The organism is Neosynechococcus sphagnicola sy1 (assembly GCF_000775285.1).
Taxonomy (GTDB): Bacteria; Cyanobacteriota; Cyanobacteriia; order Neosynechococcales; family Neosynechococcaceae; genus Neosynechococcus; species Neosynechococcus sphagnicola.
Genome location: NZ_JJML01000017.1, coordinates 1 through 20,297, shown reverse-complemented (window position 1 = coordinate 20,297; position 20,297 = coordinate 1). Strand labels below are relative to the sequence as shown.

General features: G+C 47.4%; 19 protein-coding genes, 1 pseudogene and 1 CRISPR repeat array. Of the genes and pseudogenes, 17 read left to right on the top strand and 3 right to left on the bottom strand.

Features of this window, described 5'->3' with window-relative positions; translation table 11 throughout:
* Nucleotides 1-112: 112 nt before the first annotated feature.
* Nucleotides 113-847: a phycocyanobilin:ferredoxin oxidoreductase gene (locus DO97_RS08350; protein WP_036532446.1), complete on the top strand. Its 735-nt coding sequence runs from the start codon at nucleotides 113-115 to the stop codon at nucleotides 845-847.
* Between the two features lie 55 nt (nucleotides 848-902).
* Here the strand turns inward: DO97_RS08350 and DO97_RS08345 are convergent, their stop codons facing one another.
* Nucleotides 903-1,598, bottom strand: a complete 696-nt coding sequence (locus tag DO97_RS08345) for a DevA family ABC transporter ATP-binding protein (protein WP_036532444.1) — start codon at nucleotides 1,596-1,598, stop codon at nucleotides 903-905.
* 316 nt (nucleotides 1,599-1,914) lie between these two features.
* On the opposite strand from DO97_RS08345, the pseudogene DO97_RS08340 reads away from it, so the two are divergent.
* The 10 genes and pseudogenes from DO97_RS08340 to DO97_RS08295 all read left to right on the top strand — a co-directional run bounded on the left by DO97_RS08340 (nucleotide 1,915) and on the right by DO97_RS08295 (nucleotide 12,709).
* Nucleotides 1,915-2,933, top strand: a pseudogene (locus DO97_RS08340) (class I fructose-bisphosphate aldolase).
* Nucleotides 2,934-3,585: 652 nt separating this feature from the next.
* Nucleotides 3,586-6,720 (top strand): type III-B CRISPR-associated protein Cas10/Cmr2, encoded by a 3,135-nt coding sequence (cas10, locus tag DO97_RS08335; protein ID WP_036532443.1) that lies wholly within the window; start codon nucleotides 3,586-3,588, stop codon nucleotides 6,718-6,720.
* Nucleotides 6,717-7,898, top strand: coding sequence for a type III-B CRISPR module-associated Cmr3 family protein (locus DO97_RS08330; protein ID WP_239651574.1), 1,182 nt, complete (start codon nucleotides 6,717-6,719; stop codon nucleotides 7,896-7,898). The genes cas10 and DO97_RS08330 overlap by 4 nt, the downstream gene beginning before the upstream one ends.
* A gap of 31 nt (nucleotides 7,899-7,929) precedes the next feature.
* Nucleotides 7,930-8,124, top strand: a complete 195-nt coding sequence (locus DO97_RS08325; protein ID WP_204368537.1) for an antitoxin family protein — start codon at nucleotides 7,930-7,932, stop codon at nucleotides 8,122-8,124.
* 42 nt (nucleotides 8,125-8,166) lie between these two features.
* On the top strand, nucleotides 8,167-8,562 hold the full coding sequence (locus tag DO97_RS24615) for a type II toxin-antitoxin system VapC family toxin (RefSeq protein ID WP_193365065.1): 396 nt from the start codon (nucleotides 8,167-8,169) through the stop codon (nucleotides 8,560-8,562).
* Between the two features lie 27 nt (nucleotides 8,563-8,589).
* The gene (gene cmr4 / locus DO97_RS08315) at nucleotides 8,590-9,408 is read left to right on the top strand and encodes a type III-B CRISPR module RAMP protein Cmr4 (RefSeq protein ID WP_036532441.1); all 819 of its coding nucleotides are present in this window, start codon (nucleotides 8,590-8,592) and stop codon (nucleotides 9,406-9,408) included.
* Entirely contained in the window at nucleotides 9,405-9,824 is a 420-nt protein-coding gene (locus DO97_RS08310) for a hypothetical protein (RefSeq protein ID WP_036532440.1), read from the top strand. Before cmr4 ends, DO97_RS08310 begins: the two co-directional genes overlap by 4 nt.
* A 2-nt stretch (nucleotides 9,825-9,826) precedes the next feature.
* Nucleotides 9,827-11,848 carry an RAMP superfamily CRISPR-associated protein gene (locus DO97_RS08305; protein WP_036532439.1) on the top strand — a complete coding sequence of 674 codons (2,022 nt, stop codon included), beginning with the start codon at nucleotides 9,827-9,829 and terminating at the stop codon, nucleotides 11,846-11,848.
* A gap of 151 nt (nucleotides 11,849-11,999) precedes the next feature.
* The gene (locus DO97_RS08300; RefSeq protein WP_036532437.1) at nucleotides 12,000-12,347 is read left to right on the top strand and encodes a DUF433 domain-containing protein; all 348 of its coding nucleotides are present in this window, start codon (nucleotides 12,000-12,002) and stop codon (nucleotides 12,345-12,347) included.
* Nucleotides 12,344-12,709, top strand: a complete 366-nt coding sequence (locus tag DO97_RS08295; RefSeq protein ID WP_036532435.1) for a DUF5615 family PIN-like protein — start codon at nucleotides 12,344-12,346, stop codon at nucleotides 12,707-12,709. The genes DO97_RS08300 and DO97_RS08295 overlap by 4 nt, the downstream gene beginning before the upstream one ends.
* Here DO97_RS08295 and DO97_RS27540 read toward each other — a convergent pair.
* On the bottom strand, nucleotides 12,704-12,835 hold the full coding sequence (locus tag DO97_RS27540) for a hypothetical protein (protein ID WP_275574974.1): 132 nt from the start codon (nucleotides 12,833-12,835) through the stop codon (nucleotides 12,704-12,706). The genes DO97_RS08295 and DO97_RS27540 overlap by 6 nt on opposite strands.
* Nucleotides 12,836-12,931: 96 nt before the next feature.
* Here DO97_RS27540 and DO97_RS08290 point away from each other — a divergent pair, with 96 nt between their 5' ends.
* The 6 genes from DO97_RS08290 to cas2 all read left to right on the top strand — a co-directional run bounded on the left by DO97_RS08290 (nucleotide 12,932) and on the right by cas2 (nucleotide 18,704).
* Entirely contained in the window at nucleotides 12,932-13,540 is a 609-nt protein-coding gene (locus DO97_RS08290; RefSeq protein ID WP_036532434.1) for a Uma2 family endonuclease, read from the top strand.
* A 109-nt stretch (nucleotides 13,541-13,649) separates the two neighbouring features.
* Nucleotides 13,650-15,197, top strand: a complete 1,548-nt coding sequence (locus DO97_RS08285; protein ID WP_052128524.1) for a hypothetical protein — start codon at nucleotides 13,650-13,652, stop codon at nucleotides 15,195-15,197.
* A gap of 56 nt (nucleotides 15,198-15,253) precedes the next feature.
* Complete coding sequence (locus DO97_RS08280; protein ID WP_036532432.1) at nucleotides 15,254-16,729, top strand: hypothetical protein; 1,476 nt, start codon at nucleotides 15,254-15,256, stop codon at nucleotides 16,727-16,729.
* Between the two features lie 388 nt (nucleotides 16,730-17,117).
* Nucleotides 17,118-17,396, top strand: coding sequence for a CRISPR-associated protein Csx18 (csx18, locus tag DO97_RS08275; protein WP_036532430.1), 279 nt, complete (start codon nucleotides 17,118-17,120; stop codon nucleotides 17,394-17,396).
* 33 nt (nucleotides 17,397-17,429) lie between these two features.
* Entirely contained in the window at nucleotides 17,430-18,419 is a 990-nt protein-coding gene (cas1, locus tag DO97_RS08270) for a CRISPR-associated endonuclease Cas1 (RefSeq protein WP_036532428.1), read from the top strand.
* A gap of 6 nt (nucleotides 18,420-18,425) precedes the next feature.
* Nucleotides 18,426-18,704, top strand: a complete 279-nt coding sequence (gene cas2 / locus DO97_RS08265; protein WP_036532427.1) for a CRISPR-associated endonuclease Cas2 — start codon at nucleotides 18,426-18,428, stop codon at nucleotides 18,702-18,704.
* Between the two features lie 186 nt (nucleotides 18,705-18,890).
* Nucleotides 18,891-19,296: direct repeats of the CRISPR family, unit length 36 nt; unit sequence CTCCCTACTCGTTAGGGAAACCAATTGAATGGAAAC.
* Between the two features lie 427 nt (nucleotides 19,297-19,723).
* On the opposite strand, the gene DO97_RS24360 is transcribed toward cas2, so the two are convergent.
* Nucleotides 19,724-19,891, bottom strand: a complete 168-nt coding sequence (locus tag DO97_RS24360; RefSeq protein WP_162182968.1) for a hypothetical protein — start codon at nucleotides 19,889-19,891, stop codon at nucleotides 19,724-19,726.
* Nucleotides 19,892-20,297: the final 406 nt, after the last annotated feature.

The following is a 20,297-nucleotide window of genomic DNA, read 5'->3' as shown; positions in this document are numbered from 1 at the left end:
GAGATGCTGAAGAGAGTTGTGTCTCTAACCTATCAAAATCTTGAGTGGGTAAGTTGACACCATTCTGTTCTATTCTGACTGTACTGGCTTTGATGCTTATTCCTGCGCTGCTATGTTAGATGTGACGGTTTCTTCCCTCCGTGAACAGCTCCATCCCTTGATTCGGCAGCTTGCGGAGTGTATTGAAACGACTTGGCACCGCTATCTGGACGTATCTCCCTATCCCCTGCCAGCGGAACTGGGCTATGTAGAAGGTCGCTTGGAGGGGGAAAAACTCACGATCGAAAACCGCTGCTATCAAACCCCCCAGTTTCGTAAGCTCCATTTGGAACTGGCAAAGGTGGGGGCGAATCTGGATATTCTTCATTGTGTGATGTTTCCCCGCCCCGACTATGCCCTACCGATGTTTGGCACCGATCTGGTGGGAGGACGGGGACAGATTAGTGCGGCGATCGCCGATTTATCCCCCGTTGCCAGCGATCGCAGTTTGCCAGAGGTTTACCAAACGGCCTTACAAGCCCTGCCTGCGGTCACCTTTGCCCAGCCCCGGGATTTACCCCAGTGGGGGCATATTTTTTCTGACTTTTGTCTGTTTGTCCGCCCCGGTAGCCCCGAGGAAGAAGCCCAATTCTTAGCACGGGTGGCGGCCTTTTTAGAACTGCACTGTACCCAGGCGATCGCGGCACAGACAGTTTCCCCGGAGCAACAAGCCGAAGTTCTGGCAGGTCAGCGCCAGTATTGTACCCAGCAACAGCAGAACGACAAGACGCGGCGAGTGCTGGAGAAAGCCTTTGGGGTAGATTGGGCCGAACATTACATGACCACGGTGTTGTTTGATACGGTTTAATCGCTGGATAGCGTGCAGATGAGACAGCCTAGAGCCAGACGTTCCATCGTGGCGGCTATACCAACGCGGTGGTGAGGGAGGAGAGCCGTCCATCTTCCATGTTGATCACGCGATCGGCGACATCGAGAATTCGGTTGTCGTGGGTTACCAACAGAATCGTCGATCCCTGCTGTTTTGCCAGGCTCTGCATAATTTCGACCACATCCCGTCCCGTTTTTTTGTCCAGCGCCGCAGTCGGCTCATCAGCCAAAACGATTTTAGGTTGACTGACCAGAGCACGGGCGATCGCCACTCGCTGTTTTTGCCCCCCCGAAAGTTCGTGGGGATAGTAATCGACCCAGTTCCCCAAGCCCACGGCTTCTAACATCATGGCCGATTGCTGACGGGCCTGACGAGCAGATACCTGGGGATGAAGTTCCAGGGACATCTGTACATTTTGGCGGGCGGTAAGGGAGTTCAAAAGATTATGAGCCTGAAAAATATAGCCAATGTTGCGCCGCACCTGCACCAGTAAGTGATGGGGAGCAGCGCGTAGTTCCTGGCCGAGAACGCGCATACTGCCTTCCTGGGTGGAGCGCAGAGCCCCAATCAACGTCAGCAGCGTGGTTTTACCTGAACCCGAAGGCCCCGTCATGATCACCACCTCACCAGAGTAGATATCGGCGCAGACCTCAAACAAAATTTGCTTACGCAGGGAGCCAATGCCGAAGTAGTGGTTGACGCAATCAATGGCAATTACGGGGTCTGGCATAGGAACGTCAGAATATCGCTCAAAGGGTTCTATGGATGGCTATTTTTGGATAAAGATCGGGAAACAATGTTTTGAGTGTGGCATATTCTGGCTGGAGTTCACCTAGGGGCTGGGCGGTGGAGAGTGAAATTTCGGCAACAGGGTCGCCCCCCCTTGCTGCCAATCCTCAGGGATATGCTGGTGCTGCCGCTGAGTGCATTGACGCTATGGCTTGCGTGGTTGAGGATAGAGGAGAAAAGCGCCCGTAGCTTTTCGGCACCCTTCAGACCCACGATTCATCCATTTTTCGACCTACTCACCTTCAGGAGTTGTTGTCATGTCTGTAGCAGAACTGCAAGCCACAGCAAAGGCCATGGTTGCTTCAGGTAAAGGGATTCTGGCAGCCGATGAGAGTTTTGGAACTGCCAATAAACGATTTCAAAAATTGGGAATTCCCCAAACAAATGAAATGCGCCGTGCCTACCGAGAAATGTTGTTCACCACACCAGGAATTGGTGAAGTTTTTCAGCGGTGTGATTTTATTTGATGAAACCATTCGGCAGTCAACGAATGGGGGGGTGCCGGTTTACCAATGTGTTGCGGGATGCCGGAATTATTCCAGGGATTAAATTAGATGCGGGGGCTAAACCACTGGCAGGCACTTCCGCAGAATTGATCACAGAAGGGCTAGATGGATTGGGCGATCGCATTAGGGAGTATTACAGCTTGGGGGCTCGGTTTGCCAAATGGCGGGCGGTGATTACCATTGGTGAGAGCATCCCCTCCAAACTTTGCTTGGAAGCCAATGCCGATGCCCTAGCTCGTTACGCAGCACTCTGTCAAGCGGGTGGTTTGGTGCCAATTGTGGAACCGGAAGTTTTGATGGAAGGTAACCATACCATTGAACGCAGTTTAGAGGTGCATCAAACGGTTCTTCACACGGTTTTTGATCGGCTTTACCTTTATCGAATTGAACTCGATCAAATGATCTTAAAACCCAGCATGGTGATTGCAGGTATGGATTGTCCCCAACAGGCGAGTGTGGAAGAGGTAGCACGCCTAACGGTCAAATGTTTGCGCGATCGCGTTCCCGTTGCGGTTCCGGGTTGTGCCTTTCTATCGGGTGGGCAGAGCGATCAATTGGCGACGGCTCACCTAAATGCCATGAACCTTTTGTTCAAAGGGGAACTGCCCTGGACGTTGACCTTTTCCTACGGTCGTGCCTTGCAGCAAGCAGCTATGGAGGCTTGGATGGGGGAGGCTGAAAATGTGCCTGCGGCACAACAAAAGCTTTATCATCGGGCACAGTTGAATAGTGCGGCGGCTCTCGGGCAATACAGTTCTGAGATGGAGTAATTTATCTAATAGTTCTACTCAATTAATTATGCCTCTGTCGTCTCAGCGTGCAACCGATTTACGCAGCGCCTACCGTATTTGTGATCTTAAATTACTGGAAGGGGAAGATTTGCGTTATTACGCACAACTATAGCAGTCCTAAATGATTCGTAAAAACTTAATATAGCAGATTTCATAATTATGAGGAGCAGTAGCAGCAGTGAGAAAACCAATTTTGGATATCAGTTTCCGATACTTCGTTGAATGCTGTCCCGATCGCCTCTCGTAAGAGGATGTTTTAAAAGTCTTTCAGGGTGTGTTTCACCACCCCAGCTACCTAGAAGCTAATACGAGAAAATTAGGGTTCCAGGGTTTGCGATCGTGCCTCTGAGTTGTATTTGAGGCTAAAGCCTACCCTTTTAAAACGTCCTCTAAGTTACCACCGGAGTTGGGAGCGATCGCTATAGGAATGAGTCTCTGGTTTTTTTGCCATAACGGACTGTCAACAATAAATGAAATCTTTATCCGGATATTTCAGAGAATGGGTTGAAACACTTCTGAACAAAGAGTTCCCATTTTTTAAAAGAAAGTAATGATTATTTGAATCTTCTGGAAAACTATTGGGAATTCTCGGTATAGTGCGAATACACGGCAGTTTATAAGGGAGTTCGCTGTGTCCACATCTGCTGCAAACGAATTCTGGCAAGCCAAAATCTGGGGACTTCTGCATGATCCAGCATTAAAGGCACTTCATGACGATACTGGACGTGGAGGCAATAGTTTTTGGCGAGATCTCACTGTTATGCAGGATTGGAAATCCCGTGGCTGGAACCCAGAGGAACGCGATCCAGATAAGCAAATTGAAGCTTTAAGGCATATTCTTTTATCTGATCACATTGCTTCAGCCAGTGATCGGGGTGCGATTGGTAGCTTGTCTCACCCCGTGGATTATGACGAGAACGGGCTAGAAGTATCACACCTGCTCTCTGAAGCAAAATTACCCCTCAAGCTAACGCCAAAAGCCCATCAAGGCTTACTTCAGTCTGGAAGAGTAGGTTTTCTTAAGGCTCACGAGAAGACTCTCTTTCCTGAAGCTATAAAAGGAGAAACTGATCCTAGAAAAGTTTTTTGGTGGCTCTGGCGGTGTCTTCCTAAGGCGGCATCCAATAAATTTGCGAATGACGAGTCGCTGCTACTCATGCCTGCTGAAACTCGGCTACCTGACAGTTCGATTTGGAGTCATGTCAGCATCACTTCAGCATTGGCGGGTTCACTAGCAGGATACAATTTACAGATTTCTGATGTAGAAGACTGGTCAAAAGATAAAGCATCTAGACCCTATTTAGCTACTTTTACATTTACCCCTGTCCAAGAATTGATTAAGGCTAGCCGCAAGATGCGAGATTTTTGGGCAGGCTCATGGATTCTGCACTATCTTTCTGCTAAAGTCTGCTGGGCATTGGCATGGAAATATGGGCCAGATTCGTTGATGTATCCATCTCTATTTCAACAGCCTTTGATTGATCATTGGCTTCTAAATGGTAGTGGTCAGTTTAAAGGCTGGAAAGACGACTTTGGGCGTTGGGTTACGCAACCAAGTAATCAACAATTACTAACTGCTGGGTTTCCAAATGTCTTGGTACTTGTTCTACCAGAAGGAAAGGTTAAAGCTGCTATGCAGATGGCAGAGCAGACGTTACGGCAGGAGTGGGAAAATCTCTCAAGTTGTGTCTTTGAATATCTGAAAGATGAGAAGCATTGGCTACCAAAAGTTTTCCAAGCAGAAAGCTCAACATGGGATGGATGGTTAGATACAATCTGGCAGACCTACTGGACGGCGTTACCCATTGGAACAAGGGATGAGGAATTAACTGCACGACTCGTTAAACCAGATGCAAGCAATCGTGATCAACAAGACCGAGATTTAGTGAATTGGCTGAAGAAGCAAAACTTTACATGTTCTCTCATTCAACGCTTAGAAGATCCTTTATATGGAGCACCTAAGACTCAGTATAAAAGTAAAAATTGGTTGCTCAAACCTAATGAAGGTAGTTTCTTGAGAGCCGCTGTAGAGCAAAGTCGTTATCCTCACTTCAGCATCAATGTGGGTTCTTGGTGGCCCCATGTCTTTGATCAGGCTCGGCTATCACTGACAGCAATTAAAAATGCTAGATCTTGGGAGTTGCCCACAGCTTTCAGTGCTCGCTCTAGCATCTCTGGAATTGGACCAATTGTTCATCCTGAGAAGTGTTCTGAATCTAAAGACTGGATTTCGGAAGGAGAATCTAAGAGGTTTTGGAAACGCCATGCAGGTTTATTTGATGGCAAGGAACAATTAAATGCAACCGAAACAGTTAAACGAGTTTTACCTAAGGTTCTTCAGAAGATTCTGAACCTTGAGCACGATGTATCAACTCACTATCCAGATCTGACTGCGGGAGTTGCGGGTTACCTTAAGGTAAGCGATCGCAGTCATTTGGATTACTTTCATAAAACTTGTGCAGATATACAGACAAAACTAGAGGAGTCGCAACTCGATGATGGTGATATTCAAAATAGCTATTGGGGAATTCCCTGGCTAGGCAATCCGGAGAATTCAGACTTTCAAGGATATCATTCACGCTACCTAAAACCAGATTGGCTAGTTGAGACTTCTGATCAAGATGAGAAATCTGAAATAGTTCGGGAAAAAATACAATCGATTAAAGCTTTTGTGAACAGCCGCTATGGTGATAATGACCCTGCTAGTTGGTATGTGCTGGCTGTTGGAGATGGGGACGGCATGAGTGAATGGCTGAAAGGGATTCTTTTGAAGAACTATCGTGATTATATTCCTAAGAAATTGAAGGATTATTGTGATTTTGAGAGTGAAGAATTCAAGAAGGCGAGTTTAGAGGAACAAGATCTCCGCATTAAATTTGAAAAAATCCTTGACGAGCCAAAGCGGATGGGACCATCAACCCATGCAGCACTTTCCCGCGCCTTGCTGGATTTCTCTAATCAACTGGTGCCCTACCTGACCGAGCAACGCTACGCTGGGCGACTGATCTACAGTGGCGGAGATGATGTGCTGGCATACACCAACCTGTGGGAGTGGGATCAGTGGTTGTGGGATGTGCGCCAGTGCTTTAAGGGTGATCAAGACCCCCATAATCAATTTGATGACACAGGTGATTATTGGCGATGGAAGACTGGGGAACCACCTGACAATGTTTCCTCTCGACCTCTATTCACAATGGGAGGCAATGCTTCAATCAGTTTTGGGATTGTGATTGCCCATCATTCGGTGCCGTTGGCGATCGCCCTAGAAAACCTCTGGGAAGCTGAAAAAGAGGGCGCGAAAAAGCACAAGTCCCCGGATGGTGCAAAAAAAGATGCTGTTCAGGTTCGAGTCCTTTACGGCAACGGCAATATTTTGAACAGCACCACCAAGTTTGATGTTTTTAACCAGTGGAAAGCATTGCTGAACTTCAAGCAGACCCACTCACACGTTGATTTTGATCCGGCGTTGTTTGAGCAAGCGGCAGAAATTTGGCGACAGCATCCTGTTCCATTCCTGCAAGACTCTACTGATCCGTTTGCCGCGATCGCTCCCTGGACGCAAGCCTTCTGTGAACGGCGAGAGTTATTCAAAGGTGAGGAGAAAGAACAGGCGAAACAAGATTTTCAGAAAGCATTGGCTGCTTATCTTGAAGCACTCTGCTTAACCACTGAGGCAGAAGACCGCGATCGCCAAATTCAAAACTGGCTCAAACTGGCTGCGTTCACCCTTCGCAAACGTGACATCAAAATTGGAGGTGCCTCATGATTGCAACTGTCCCCCAACCTCAAGCTTCAGACCAGAAACCTCAAACCTTGTACTGGTACACCATCACCCCTCTGGATGTACTGATGTTCCGTGATGCCAAACCGTTTACACCAGGAGAACGTGCATGGGCAGGCAGTACGTTTCCGCCAAATGGACATGCGATCGCTGGAGCTTTAAGTGCATTACTTGGAAGGAAAAGCAAACCCAACAATCGTAACCAAGAAGAAACCTACTCTCTGAAAGGTCCATTCCTTTGTCATCACCAAAATCTCTACTTCCCACGTCCATTGAATCATATTGGTGTTACGCCACTGATACCGCTGGTTTGGGATGAGCAGCATCCCTTGAAAGATCAGATGATTCATGACAAAACCAAACCTTGTCCATTAGTCAAACCATCTTGGATCGTAAATAAATCAGGAGATGACGACGAAAAGCAATCCGTTGATTACTTGTCTGGGGATGTGATCGCTCACTATGTGCAGCATGGCAAGATTACCCCAGAGTCTTGGCAAACGGGTGTTGAGAAGCCTTGGACGGTAGAAACCAGATCGCACAATGCCCTGGAAACCGGAACTCGCCAGGTCAAGGAGGCAGATGGCTATTTTGTCGAAAATGCAATTCGGTTAAAAGATGGGTGGAGTTTGGCGATCGCCCTTGATCAAGATATTTCAACACCTGTCACCATCCGCTTGGGTGGAGAAGGACATCGTGCCATTTTGGAGCGTTGTGATCAATTGAAAAAAGGCTGGGACAGTCTCTGGACTGCTTCTGAACAAAATCGAGGGCAGTCACAGCGAAGTATCGCTTACCTGATTACACCCGGAATCTTTGAGCGCATTCAGCGTGAGCAAGCTAAAGACAATAGTTATCGAGATATCGCCCGTTGTCGTGCCTATCCTTGGGAATGGAAACTAGATAACCTGATCAGCGTTGCCACCGACAAACCGATTCCCATCAGTTGTCGCATTCAGGATGATTCAGGTAAAAGCATTCCTGCCCCTCAAGTGTTTGCGGCTCCTCCCGGTAGTATTTATTACCTGAATTACCCCCAAGCGTTATATGCAGAAGACCCCAATGCAAAAATTGGGTCCAAGGGCAAGGCGCTTGAAAGGGCAAAGCGGATGAGACACCTTGGCTACTCTGAATTGCTATGGATTCGATATTCTGAAGGTTAACTAAACCGCTATTTTAATCGGGAGACTACCTATGAATTTGACGGTTGACGCAATTTATGAAGATGGAGTTTTGAAGCTAACCCAGGAGATCGCCCTGCCTGAAGGCACCCATGTTTCGGTTGTCATTACCCCGACTGAAACCCCCTCAGCCGCTAAAACCCCGGCTGAAATTCTGGCGGCGATCGCGGCTCTGCCCCTTGCATCTGACAGTCAGGGGTTTTTCTAATCGTAATCATGACTCTGTGTTGTATGCCACCGGAGACAATCCATGATTTTCGTCGATACGGGTGCCTGGTTTGCAAGTATCGTGCCCGCCGATACCGATTATCAAATCGCGTCTACCTGGTTCAATCAAAATACACAACCATTAATCACAACTGATTATGTCATTGACGAAACGCTCACCCTATTGAGAATGCGGCGGGAAAACCAGCGGGCGATCGCTCTAGGAGATGGCTTTTTCTCCGGTACGCTGGCAACGATTCATTACCTGAGTAAAACCGAGATTCAGCAGGCATGGCAAGTGTTTCGTCAGTTTTCTGATAAGGACTGGAGCTTTACCGATTGCACCAGCAAGGTGGTGATCGAAAAACTTAAGCTAACTCAGGCATTCGCTTTTGATCACCACTTCCGTCAATTTGCTTCTATAACCGTTTTGCCATAGTCAATACTCACCAACCTAGGTCACTTTATGATCGGTAATCTTGTTTATCTTTATCTCCTCTCACCTTTGCATACCGGAGGCGCGACCCAGGAAGGCAACCTTTTGGGAATTGCGCGTGAATCTCACACTGATTTGCCCTATATTCCTTCAAGTACAATTCGGGGGAAGTTGCGATCGCTAACTCCAGAGACAGAACGAAATCAACTGTGGGGTAATACGATCGATGATGTAACTGGGAGTAGTAGTGATACCAATCTGACTCAAGGCACTCTTTGGATTGGCGATGCATCGATTCTTTGGTTGCCTGTGCCATCTCTCAGTCATGGTGTGGTGTGGGTGAGTTCTCCCATGCTGCTGCAACGTTGGGCAAGATTGAACGGCAAATCTGAAAAAGCGCCTGAACCTTACAGCAATAACTTTGCTCAGGGTAAACCTGTCTATCTTAAAGATGCAATCCTCAAATCTGCAAGCTTAAAGCCCACGAGTGATCTAAAGATATGCATTCCTCAATCAGAAATAGGGAGTATCGATCGCGCCTTAATTTTGCCTGATCAGCACTGCGCCACGCTGATTCAGATGAGTTTGTGGCGGCAGGTGAAAGTTAAATTGGGTGAGCATAAAACAGTTGATGGCGGGTTTCGCTACGAAGAAGCAATTCCACCAGATACACTAATGTATTTGCCTTGGGGTGTGACATCGCAAGCGACTAAACAAGCTGAAGAGTCGAAAGCGAAGTTTAATCAGATTTTGGCTAACAATGCTGTAGTTCAAATTGGTGGGCAAGAGAGTTTGGGACGTGGTTTTGTACAGCAGTGGTCTGGCATTAAACAGGAGGTAGCCGTATGAGTTTTGATCCGCGCACTATCGGGAAGCCTGTTTATCAAGCATTGCAAGAATTACGAGACGAGCAAGAGCAAAATCAACGCGATGAGGCAAAACGGAAAGAACGGCTCAAAGAGCAGAAAAATCAGGCTGTTGAGCTTTACACCTACATTGCAACTTGGGGATTATTGCGCCTTAAGGCTGAGGAAAAAGCCATTAGTGAAGATAAAAAAGGCAAAAAGGAAGTTGTTCAAGAATACTTCAAGTGCCTTGAGATATTGGCAGAAGCATCTAAGCTGTCAGGGGCAGATGGGTTGAATACCTTGGTTGATATGGATGTTGATGACTATCTTGGGCTAACAGGGCTGGGACTAGTACTGGCACAAGAGTTTAGTTTTTGGGCTAGTGCCGTGTACTGGGATATTAAGGGAGGCGATTAAGTATGGTTTTTGAGCGTCCGAGTCGTCCTGGTCAATCGCGCCCAAATCCAACGGTACGTCCTAACTCAACCGAACGACCCATTCAAAGTACAACAGCAGGCACAGGTAAGACCAAGAAAGTACTTCCCGATATTAAAGGGAGCGGTGGGAACCGTGGCGGCAGTGGTGGAGGCGGTAATGGTGGCAATAGCAACAATCCGCCGCCAGAAACGTCTCCTTGGTTGAATCCAGCCCAAGCACCGGAAGAAATTCATGCCTCATCTAGTTTTGTGGAGTATTTGCGCTGGATGCGATCACCCGATAGCGTCTATAGAGATCCGACCAAAGTACAGATCTTGCAAATGGCTGTGGAAGGCGCTGATTACCGAAAAAGATTGGAAAGTTTGAATCAACGAACCAAGTTGATGGCTGGCATAGGTAATTGGTTTCTGGTTGAATCTGTTTGGCGGATTCGGGTGGGCGGACATAAAGGACCGGAAAGCATTCTTCTGCCTGCCTTTGATGCGTTAGGAATGCCCTATATTCCTGGGGCGACTCTACGTGGTGTGGCGAGAAATCAGGCGATTCGAGAATTTCTTGCCAGCGACAGCAGTTTGGATTGGAAAGCCGCCGAGAAGAAAGTGACACCTTATTTTGGTGCGTTAGAGGCAGAAGGTAGCGATCGCTCCGGCAAGGTCGTTTTTTTGGATGCTTACCCCACACCCAGTAAGGCGGGCGGTTTAGCAATGGATATGGCAAATGCAATTTGGTCTTGGGAGAATGGTGAACCCAAGTATTCACCAAATCCCAATCCATTTTTGTCGTTGGAAAAATCAACGTTTATCATCGGTCTTCGCAAAAAGGCAGCTTGTACAGATGAAATCTTAGCGAAAGTGCGTCACTGGCTAGAGATTGGACTAGCTGATGGCATTGGCTCTCAGGTAAATACGGGCTATGGGCGATTGATACCAGAAAATGTGGCGCGATCTCATGGCTTTTTTGAGCTTGATTTTACGATCGCAGGGCAACTGATACATGGTCATCAAAGGTTCACTCAATGGACTTTCAATGGCAAGCAGCAAAAATGGCAAATGAGAGGATCGCCTCAAGCAGAAGTGCGTCCCACTGCATTTAAGTCCATGCTGCGCTACTGGTTTCGAGCTATTTCGCTTGGCGTTCTGTCTGTAGAAATGGTGAAAAAGTTTGAAGCTAAATTATTTGGCTCAATTACTCCGCAAACGCATGGTTGGATCACTGTAGAGATTTTTAAAGGAAACACCATACGCCCAGAACCTCAGTCGAAAGAAGATCGGAATGGCAAGAAGACTCCTAATGGAGAACAATCAGGAACCCTAGTATTGGGCTACTCCACAGAAATTTCTGAGCATCAACATGAAATCGTCGCTGATTTGCTCAAGTATTTGACTTGGCTCATGTTTCACCTCGGTGGAATTGGTCAAGGTGCCCGTAGACCGCTGTATTCTCGGCAAAATCAGGAGCGAGAACGCTTTGCTCCGCCCTGGTGGCGTGGTTGTGATCTGATTGCAGAGAGTGAAGATGAGTTTTGGGCATTGCCAAAGAGCGTGAATGAATTTCAGGTTTTGTTTCAGCAGCGATTGCGATCGTTCTACCAAGCTTTGGGACATCTAACTCAGGCAAGGATTAATCATCAATATGCTCTTGAACCAGTCCGTCAGGATCTCTGGCACGAAGTGATCGACCGCTATTGCGAAATCATTGTTTGCTCAGGAGTGGAAGACTTTGGTAAACCCTATGCCCTATCGATTCTGCATGATGATGACTTAAAAATAGAGATTCCAGACAAAAATGACAAAGACAAGAAAGTCGAAGTTTATGATGGTTATCTTTGTGGCGAAGTTAAAGGAAATCATGTTAAACCTTCCCCTGTATGGATTGCAAACTTGGGCAATTACCAAGTGGTGACTGTATTTGGCGCGACTCAAAATCCACGCAAGAAATACTTGAAACAATTGCGCGATCGCACCTCTGCCACAAGCTTTGCCCAAATCTTTCCACTGGAATAGTATACCTGATCGCCCCCTTACTCCCTCGCCGCTATCCCCAGCGCTGTGCATCTCTTTGGCGTGCAACCCTAACCCCAAGCGCGATCGCCTGCGTACAATGTAGGCATCTAGCCGTTGCAGTCATGGAAATTGTCCCACTTTGATCAATCCGATGAACATCGAAGACTACTTCACCCAACTTGCGCCCGATGACATCCGCATCAGCGGCACTCGGATTGGGATTGAAAGCATTCTGTACGAATACATCTACCGGGGCAAAACCCCGGAGGAAATTGCTCAACAATTCCATACCGTCACGCTGGAGCAGGTTTATGCGACTATTCTTTACTACCTGCACAATAAAGAGGCTGTTAGCGCCTACATTGCTGACTGGCTAGAGTTTGCTCGTCGGCAGCGTGAGCAACAACAGCAAAACCCATCCCCCGTTCGGCTCAGGCTACAGCAAATCAAGGCTGAACAAGTTGCCCAGGCGACGACAGGGTTAACCCTATCGCCATGACCATTCAGTATTTGCTAGATGAACACATTCCGCCTCTGTATCGAACTCAACTGGTGCGTCGAGAGCCAGAACTGATCGTTAGAATTATCGGTGATCCGGATGCTCCCCCCAAAGGAACTTTAGATCCAGAAATTTTGATCTGGTGTGAGGTTCATAATTTCATCCTGGTAACCAATAACCGTAAATCAATGCCCAAACATTTAGCCGATCACCTGGCTCAAAATTGCCATATTCCTGGGATTTTGGTCATGGACTTGGGACGCAATCCTGGCGAACTGATTGAGGAGTTAATCATCATTGCAGGTGCATCCAATGACGACGAATATCAAGACCGGATTGAATATTTACCACTCACTCTATGAGATGCCCTTCGATCGCTCCCTGCCCACCCCCACCTCGCCACCATTCCCGGAGCCGTGCATCTCTTTGGCGTGCAACCCTGAGCGGAAGCGCGATCGCGCCAATGGCCACCGAACAATTAATGTCATCCAGAAAGTGATTATGCAATGGCACTGGCTCGAACCAACAAAAATACCAAAATCACCCATGATTTACCATAAATTCATCCTCCCTCCCTGCTGAACATGATTGCTTCACCCCAGCCTGCTCTCTCCATTGCAGAATATCTCCAGCTAGAAACTGAAAGTCCAACCAAACATGAGTACATCAATGGCGAAGCCTATGCCATGGCCGGAGCCAGCGATGGCCACGTCACGATCGCCTTAAACTTGGCCTCTCTGCTCCGCAGCCATCTGCGGGGCAGTGGATGCCGAGTGTATATTGCCGACATGAAAGCCCGCATCATTGCCCGCAACTGTTTTTATTACCCTGATGTGATGGTGACCTGTGCACCTCAGGATCAGGAAACCTCAACCTACAAACAATTTCCCAAACTGATTGTAGAAGTGCTATCGGACTCTACCGAAGCATTCGATCGCGGCGACAAATTTGCCGATTACCAGACCGTACCCAGCCTAGAAGAATATGTCTTGATCAACACACGCCATCAGCGAGTGGACTGTTTTCGCCGCAATGCTGAAGGGCTTTGGGTTTTACAATCCTACACCCCTGAAACCGATCGCCTTGACCTCCATAGTGTGAATTTCTCCACCACCCTGACAGCCTTATATGAAGACGTAGTGCTAGAGGGAACTACAACTGCTGCACCATCAACCCCACCCAGCAATTCCTAATTATAGAATTAGCCCCACAGACGCACCCGTGACCATGATGATCCTCAAAACCGGGCTGAGCAATAGACCACATCAATTAAATAGTTACCGTTAACCCTATAAAAACCCTATGAAAACTCTGATTATTACCGTGGGCACACGCCAAGTCGGTTGGCGGTGTCGGGATGGTATTGTGCGATCGCTCGGTGCAGACGGATCCAGCAATAACCCTCAACATATTGAGGAAATCTACCGTCATGAGTTGGGAATCGAGCGAGGGTATCACCAGGATGAGGGGAGCGATCGCACCTATCCTTGGAGTGTATGGGACTTAGGAGAAAGGCTTTATCAAGAATGTCAAAAAAGTGATTTTAGCAATGTTCAATTATTGCTTGATCAAGTCATCATTACTGAACAGATCAAGCAAGGGTTAAACCATATCTTGTTGTGGGGCACTCAACAACCTGACACGGTTACCTGGAGTTATCGGCGGATGGATACGGCTTGGTTAGCTGAACTAATGATGGGTAAGCTGCGGGAAACCTATCCTGATTTGAACGTGAAAGTCTTTAAGCCCAGTATTGGTGCGATCGATGTTGATGCGATTCAGGATCAATTAGAGTCAAAGATTTTACCCTTTGCACTCCAAACTCGTTTACCCGATGATGATCAGTTCACAATCATCATTGAAAATAAAGGAGCGACATCTGCGATCGCAGAAGGGTTGAGTATCTGTGCTGGGGCATTGGTGCGGGATTGCCAGATGGTCACCATGAACCCGATGGAGCCTCGCCCCCTCTACCCTCAAGTGACTGAAACAAGCTATGCCGTCGCACCAGCTACGGAATATCGATCGGTCAATTTGGGGCAATATTTCTGGCCTTTAGAGCGATCGCGCATTCTTTCAGCCTGGGAACGGGGAGATTTTGCTGAAGCCAAGATTTGGCTAGCCGCCCACCGCGATCGCTATCAAATCTTGTATGACTTAGCCGGATATTTAGCTTTAGCTAGTAACTGGCAATTACAAGATGCACTCCAGCAGTTACAGAAATTGCTTCTCGGCTCACATCATCAAGGAAAAATCCGCAAAGATTTGCGTAAACAGTGGCTAAAAGATATTGAAATTCTATGTAAGCCCCAAGACAAGCAAACTCCAGAAGGTCGCTATCTCAGTATTTGGGAATCACGTTTGCTAATTTACGTCAATTTGAAACGACAGAACTATACATCTGCTTTTCTACAGTTTGTGCAAGCTATAGAACGGCTACTGTTCTGGCGTTACCGTCAGGAAGATTGGATCAAACTGGGCTATGTTACTCCACCCCAAGACAAATGTAATTGGAGTGTCAAAAAATATAAGGCTCCTTTTTGGGATCTGCGTACAGGATGGCAGTTAGAGCAAAAGCTGTCCGATGATGATCCAGTCGTTAAAAACCTAGCGTGGATGAATGATGTTCGCAATGACATCGTTCATCGTAATGATTCCATTACCCCAACTGATTTTGCTAAGGTTCTAGATCTCGATGCAACGGAGATCATCCCGGATGTCTTTTATCAACGGATAGAAGCATTTCTTCAGCAGTTTTGCCCGCCAGATCGCCCTATGCCCGATCACTCCCTTCTAGAAAAACTCTATCAATGGGGCATTGAGAAATTAAAAGCGGACATTATTACTTGAGTTATCTATTACTTGAGTCATCTCTCGATTCAACTTAAAAGAATCACTGTATCTCCATGAAAGCAATCTTAGTAGCCACCATTGGCACTCGTGATCTGATGTTCCAAATCAGTTCTGGCGAATGGTACAACATTGGCGATGACCAAATGCAGGACGGTGAAATTATTGGTGAACAGGCCGAAGTATTAGCCGATCTGAGTTTTAGTCAAACCTCATTTAGAGACTTGACTCATCATTTCTATCAAGGAATGGAACACTATCGATCGCGAATTCAGCCTGTGATCATTGGTAAACTAATTACCGATCAGTTTCAACAGTTCGAGCGAGTTTATCTGATTGGCACTGACCAAGCAGATGGTATTTCTCAACGCAAAAAGGATACTGTTTTTGCATGTGAGTTAATCAAAAATTGGGTATTACACCACTACAACATACCTACCGAAATCATTACCCTAGGTACAAACGGTGAAAATCCATCTAACTTTGAGCAAATGTTTCGTTGGTGGCAAACCGTTTGGCGAGATAGGATTAAACCCCAAACAGAACAACCCATCTTACTGTGCTTAAAAGGTTGTGTAGCTCAGACCGCAGAAGCAGGAAGAATTTCAGGATTGAGTGCCTATGGCGATCTCATCCAGTTTTTTGACTTTATCCAAAATACTGAAATCAATCGTAAAGGTATTCCATCAGACTACATTGGCCCTATCTTAGGAACCAATTATCTATGGGACAGAACGCAACAACAAGCTCTCAAATTGCTAGATCGGTATGACTATGCAGGAGCCTATGACGTACTAAAGCCATATCTCCAACAAGACACGGCTGGATTTGGTGCAATTCCCATTTGGCTCAAAGCGGGAACGGCCTGGAATCGGGGAGAATTTCAGACATTTCTCCAGTTGGCTAAAAGTACATTATCTAGTTCAGAGCAGCGACAAGGGCAACAATGGTGGTGGATGGCTTATGAACAAGCTCAATTGGCAGTCATTCGCTTAGCGCAAGAAAATACGACAGAAGCTATGCTCCATAGCTTTCGAGCCGTAGAAGGACTGATTTGGACATGGATTGATGCTCATATTGCAAGCCACACTAACTATCCACCACAACGCTATCCACAACTATTAAGTAGTATTTGCAATGTTTATCCAGCATTGCACGCAAAATTTGTCGATCAACGAACACAAGCCTCCTTAACATCCATCAATCTCAACGGCTACATCCAACAGAGCCTAATTGAAGCGGCCTTTCCCACCACCACAGCAAGTTTGGACTATCAAAACTTCTGGAGCCAAGACAATCGCAATCTCCGTAATACTTTTTCTCATCGATTGGGAGGCATTGCCCAACGTGATTTGTTTGCGGCTTGGGGACAAGATATCCAGAATTCATCTGCTTGGCAAACCCGCATCTTAAATTGTTTGAATTTGATTACTGGGCAATCGATGAAATCGTTGACACAAGCCAGTTTATTTATGCAAATTCACCCAAAGTTGAAAACTGCAATCTCCGATTACTACCCACCAAATCCCTAAGAACGTCTAGGAATATCATGAACACCCTCCAACCCGCTGAAATCAGCGGCAAACCCGCCCAAGTGTGGGGTAACTTTTACCTGCCTGCCAGCGGCAAAATTACCCTGAAACTAGCAGGAGATACCCTGCAAGCCACCATCAGCGGACGGCTTGAAACCCGCGAAGCCTGTATCCGAATCACCAACTTAGACAGTTACGAAATTGTCGAATCGCCCCTATACAGCCTACTGTCCATCGGTGTATTCTTCGTGCTGTCGAGCTTGGCATCCCTGACTAGCAACGTTATCCTTGCAGTTATCTTCCTTGGTTTAGGCAGTGCAGGCATCGTCTTCGCCTTTATCTTATCCCCTACTCCCCTACTCCCCTACTCCCCTACTCCCCCACTCCCATGTACATCACACCCCGTACCGCCCAGGTGCGTAACCTTGCCGTGTCTGCCATCAATGGCATTGTTACGCTGGTCATTTTGCTGATTGCCCCTTTAGGATTAGCCGCTGTGATCATCAACACCGTGTTAGTCACCCTAGCCACTTATGCCACAGCCACGGCTAGCGATCGCATCCTCCTCCGCTACCTACAACGAGAATCAACACGGGCAGAACTGCTGGGAACGCCGGGTGATGGCTCCTTGCAACGACGTTCTAATGCCAGCGACCTGGATCGTTAACCTCTTGTCCTTATCTCAGCCAAGTCAACCACCGTGAGAACCCTCTATGTTTCTCAGTCAGGCTGTTACCTCTGCCTGCACCAAGAGCAATTGCTGATCAAGCAGGGCCAGACGGTGCTGGATCAGGTTCAGATTCCGCTGCTGGAACAAATCTTGATCTTTGGCACATCGCAACTCACCACCCAGTTGATTCGCGTTTGCCTACAACGAAATATCCCGATTCTGTACCTATCTCGGATGGGCTACTGCTATGGCCGCTTGATTGCGATCGAGCGAGGCTATCGGCAGCTGAGTCGCTATCAGCAGCAGCTTACCGCGATTGAACGGTTAATGGTCGCCCGAGCCATTGTTCAGGCAAAGCTGAAGAATAGTCGGGTGATTTTGATGCGTCATCAACGGAAACAGCCTTCAGAGACGATCGCGATCGCCGTTCAAAACCTTGATCATTTAGTTAGCCAAGCGGGACAAGCCGATGGAATTGAGCGATTACTAGGTTTGGAAGGAGCGGGAGCCGCCTGTTATTTTCCTGCCTTTGGCGAATGCCTCAGCAACCGCAGCTTTGTCTTTGTGGCCCGTTCTCGCCGTCCGCCCGGAAATCCGGTCAATGCCATGCTCAGCTTTGGCTACCAGGTATTATGGAACCATCTGCTGAGCTTAATTGAACTCCAGGGGCTGGATCCCTACCATGCCTGTTTACACCAGGGGAATGAACGCCATGCTGCTTTAGCCTCTGATTTGATAGAAGAGTTCCGCGCCGCGATTGTTGACTCGCTGGTGTTGTATTTAGTCAATCGGGGAGTCATAGATGCAGATCAAGATTTTGTCTACGCCGATGGGGGCTGTTACTTAAACGATTCTGGACGCAAAAAGTATCTACGGGCGTTTCTGAATCGAATGGAAGAGCGTTTAACCATCGACGGAACCCAACAGCCACGCTGGGATGTATTGATGCAACAGGTAAAGAAATTTAAGCAGTTTGTTTATGACCCCAGCCACATTTATCAGCCTTACCAAATTCGCTAAAATCAGATGTTACTGTACATTATTGCCTACGATATTCCAGTGGATAAACGCCGCAAAAAAATATCAGATTTATTGGAAGGCTATGGCAGGCGAGTGCAGTATAGTGTGTTTGAATGTGTTTTGACCGCCCCTAAATATACAGAACTTAAGAAACGATTAAAAAAGCAAGTTGTGATTTCTGAAGATAGCATCCGTTTTTATCCGCTGTCGAGTCACACCCTTGAGAAAATTGAAGTTTGGGGTGGTCTGCCTGTTAGTCAACTGCCGGGGTCAGTCATCGTTTAGACAATCTCGCGAGGGATCTCCGAAATGCCCGAAATGCCTATTCCTTGGTTGAAACCCTCGATAGCTTATGGAGCAAAGGTTCTAGAGTTTTTAGACTCGTATTTTTCCGAGAAGTATGCCACGGCCAGCCGATCCCTCGCAAACGCCCTCTGGACAGGTTGCCTCATATAGGGTTCAATCAAGGGACTCCCTACTCGTTAGGGAAACCAATTGAATGGAAACCAGAGTCATTCAATGGGCGCGATGGAGATAAGAACTGCTCCCTACTCGTTAGGGAAACCAATTGAATGGAAACGCCCCGATTTTAGCTGCACACTTAAAAGGAAATATACTCCCTACTCGTTAGGGAAACCAATTGAATGGAAACTTCTCCAGTGCCGCCGCCATGGCCAGCATTAACCCTTCAGCTCCCTACTCGTTAGGGAAACCAATTGAATGGAAACACTACCTAGTCAGCTTCGGGTACATTTCCCCTACACAGACACTCCCTACTCGTTAGGGAAACCAATTGAATGGAAACGGGATCGGTGGATCATAGATCGTGGATCACTCTTTGCTCCCTACTCGTTAGGGAAACCAATTGAATGGAAACCTATCGCCCCAAGCCAGCTCCACCGATCAACGTCTGGAAAAGGTTACTGGGGCATTGGAGAAATTAGTGTCGCCAAGTAAACCTGGCTTCGGCGGGGGCGTGACAATCAACCAAAATAATGATAACAAAGTGACAGTTAACGCCGCTCCTGGAGATACGAACGGGACTCAGGCCATGACTAATTCGACTCTCCAGGTCTTGGACGACATCATGAAGAAAGCTAAAGTGGCGGCTCAAGCGGCTTTCTAATGTGTATCGCGGCCATCAAATATTCAGTGAGCTTTTCATGCGTAAATCAATACCCCTCGCCATCAGTTGCGCGATCGCGCTCTCTGCCCCAGCAGTACCAACTCTGGCAGAATGCGCGAACTTCTGGACAAACGCACAGGGCCAGCAAGTCTGCTTTGACGGGTCGTTTAGGCCGTCTTCAGAACCTGAGTTCGCCAGTCAACTGGTAGGGATCAAGGGACTCTACTTGAGATGGAGGGGGACTGATTTCTTGATACTCAAGGGCTTTGTGGTAAACATCAGCGATCGCCCGATTCACGTCTCTTTGCTGGTCGTGAAGTTTTTGCGGCATGGCGTGAATTTGCATGAAGAGACTGTGGCGATTAACAAAGATCTATCCCCAGGTCAGGCGGGCGCAATCAACTGGACAATCAGCGGGTCGGATCTATCCAACGCTTCAGTTAGCCAAATCAAGATAGTGCCAACCAAGATCGTCGCTGAGGAGAATTGACGGCATTGCGGAAGATCTGGGCCGGGAGTATATTTCTGCTCCCTACTCGTTAGGGAAACCAATTGAATGGAAACATAAACATCCCCAGTCCCATCGGGGAAGAGGACTACACTCCCTACTCGTTAGGGAAACCAATTGAATGGAAACTTGTAACAGCACTCGATAATGCTGCCATCCCCAGCGGTCTCCCTACTCGTTAGGGAAACCAATTGAATGGAAACCAGGACTTCCATAATGCCCCATTCGGCCACTAGCAGGTCAG

Coding starts and splice junctions, on each gene's coding strand:
- DO97_RS08350 (WP_036532446.1), top strand. CDS start 113: ATGTTAGATGTGACGGTTTCTTCCCTCCGTGAACAGCTCCATCCCTTG.
- DO97_RS08345 (WP_036532444.1), bottom strand. CDS start 1,598: ATGCCAGACCCCGTAATTGCCATTGATTGCGTCAACCACTACTTCGGC.
- DO97_RS08330 (WP_239651574.1), top strand. CDS start 6,717: ATGATTGCAACTGTCCCCCAACCTCAAGCTTCAGACCAGAAACCTCAA.
- DO97_RS08325 (WP_204368537.1), top strand. CDS start 7,930: ATGAATTTGACGGTTGACGCAATTTATGAAGATGGAGTTTTGAAGCTA.
- DO97_RS24615 (WP_193365065.1), top strand. CDS start 8,167: ATGATTTTCGTCGATACGGGTGCCTGGTTTGCAAGTATCGTGCCCGCC.
- cmr4 (WP_036532441.1), top strand. CDS start 8,590: ATGATCGGTAATCTTGTTTATCTTTATCTCCTCTCACCTTTGCATACC.
- DO97_RS08310 (WP_036532440.1), top strand. CDS start 9,405: ATGAGTTTTGATCCGCGCACTATCGGGAAGCCTGTTTATCAAGCATTG.
- DO97_RS08305 (WP_036532439.1), top strand. CDS start 9,827: ATGGTTTTTGAGCGTCCGAGTCGTCCTGGTCAATCGCGCCCAAATCCA.
- DO97_RS08300 (WP_036532437.1), top strand. CDS start 12,000: ATGAACATCGAAGACTACTTCACCCAACTTGCGCCCGATGACATCCGC.
- DO97_RS08295 (WP_036532435.1), top strand. CDS start 12,344: ATGACCATTCAGTATTTGCTAGATGAACACATTCCGCCTCTGTATCGA.
- DO97_RS27540 (WP_275574974.1), bottom strand. CDS start 12,835: ATGACATTAATTGTTCGGTGGCCATTGGCGCGATCGCGCTTCCGCTCA.
- DO97_RS08290 (WP_036532434.1), top strand. CDS start 12,932: ATGATTGCTTCACCCCAGCCTGCTCTCTCCATTGCAGAATATCTCCAG.
- DO97_RS08285 (WP_052128524.1), top strand. CDS start 13,650: ATGAAAACTCTGATTATTACCGTGGGCACACGCCAAGTCGGTTGGCGG.
- DO97_RS08280 (WP_036532432.1), top strand. CDS start 15,254: ATGAAAGCAATCTTAGTAGCCACCATTGGCACTCGTGATCTGATGTTC.
- csx18 (WP_036532430.1), top strand. CDS start 17,118: ATGTACATCACACCCCGTACCGCCCAGGTGCGTAACCTTGCCGTGTCT.
- cas2 (WP_036532427.1), top strand. CDS start 18,426: ATGTTACTGTACATTATTGCCTACGATATTCCAGTGGATAAACGCCGC.
- DO97_RS24360 (WP_162182968.1), bottom strand. CDS start 19,891: ATGCAAATTCACGCCATGCCGCAAAAACTTCACGACCAGCAAAGAGAC.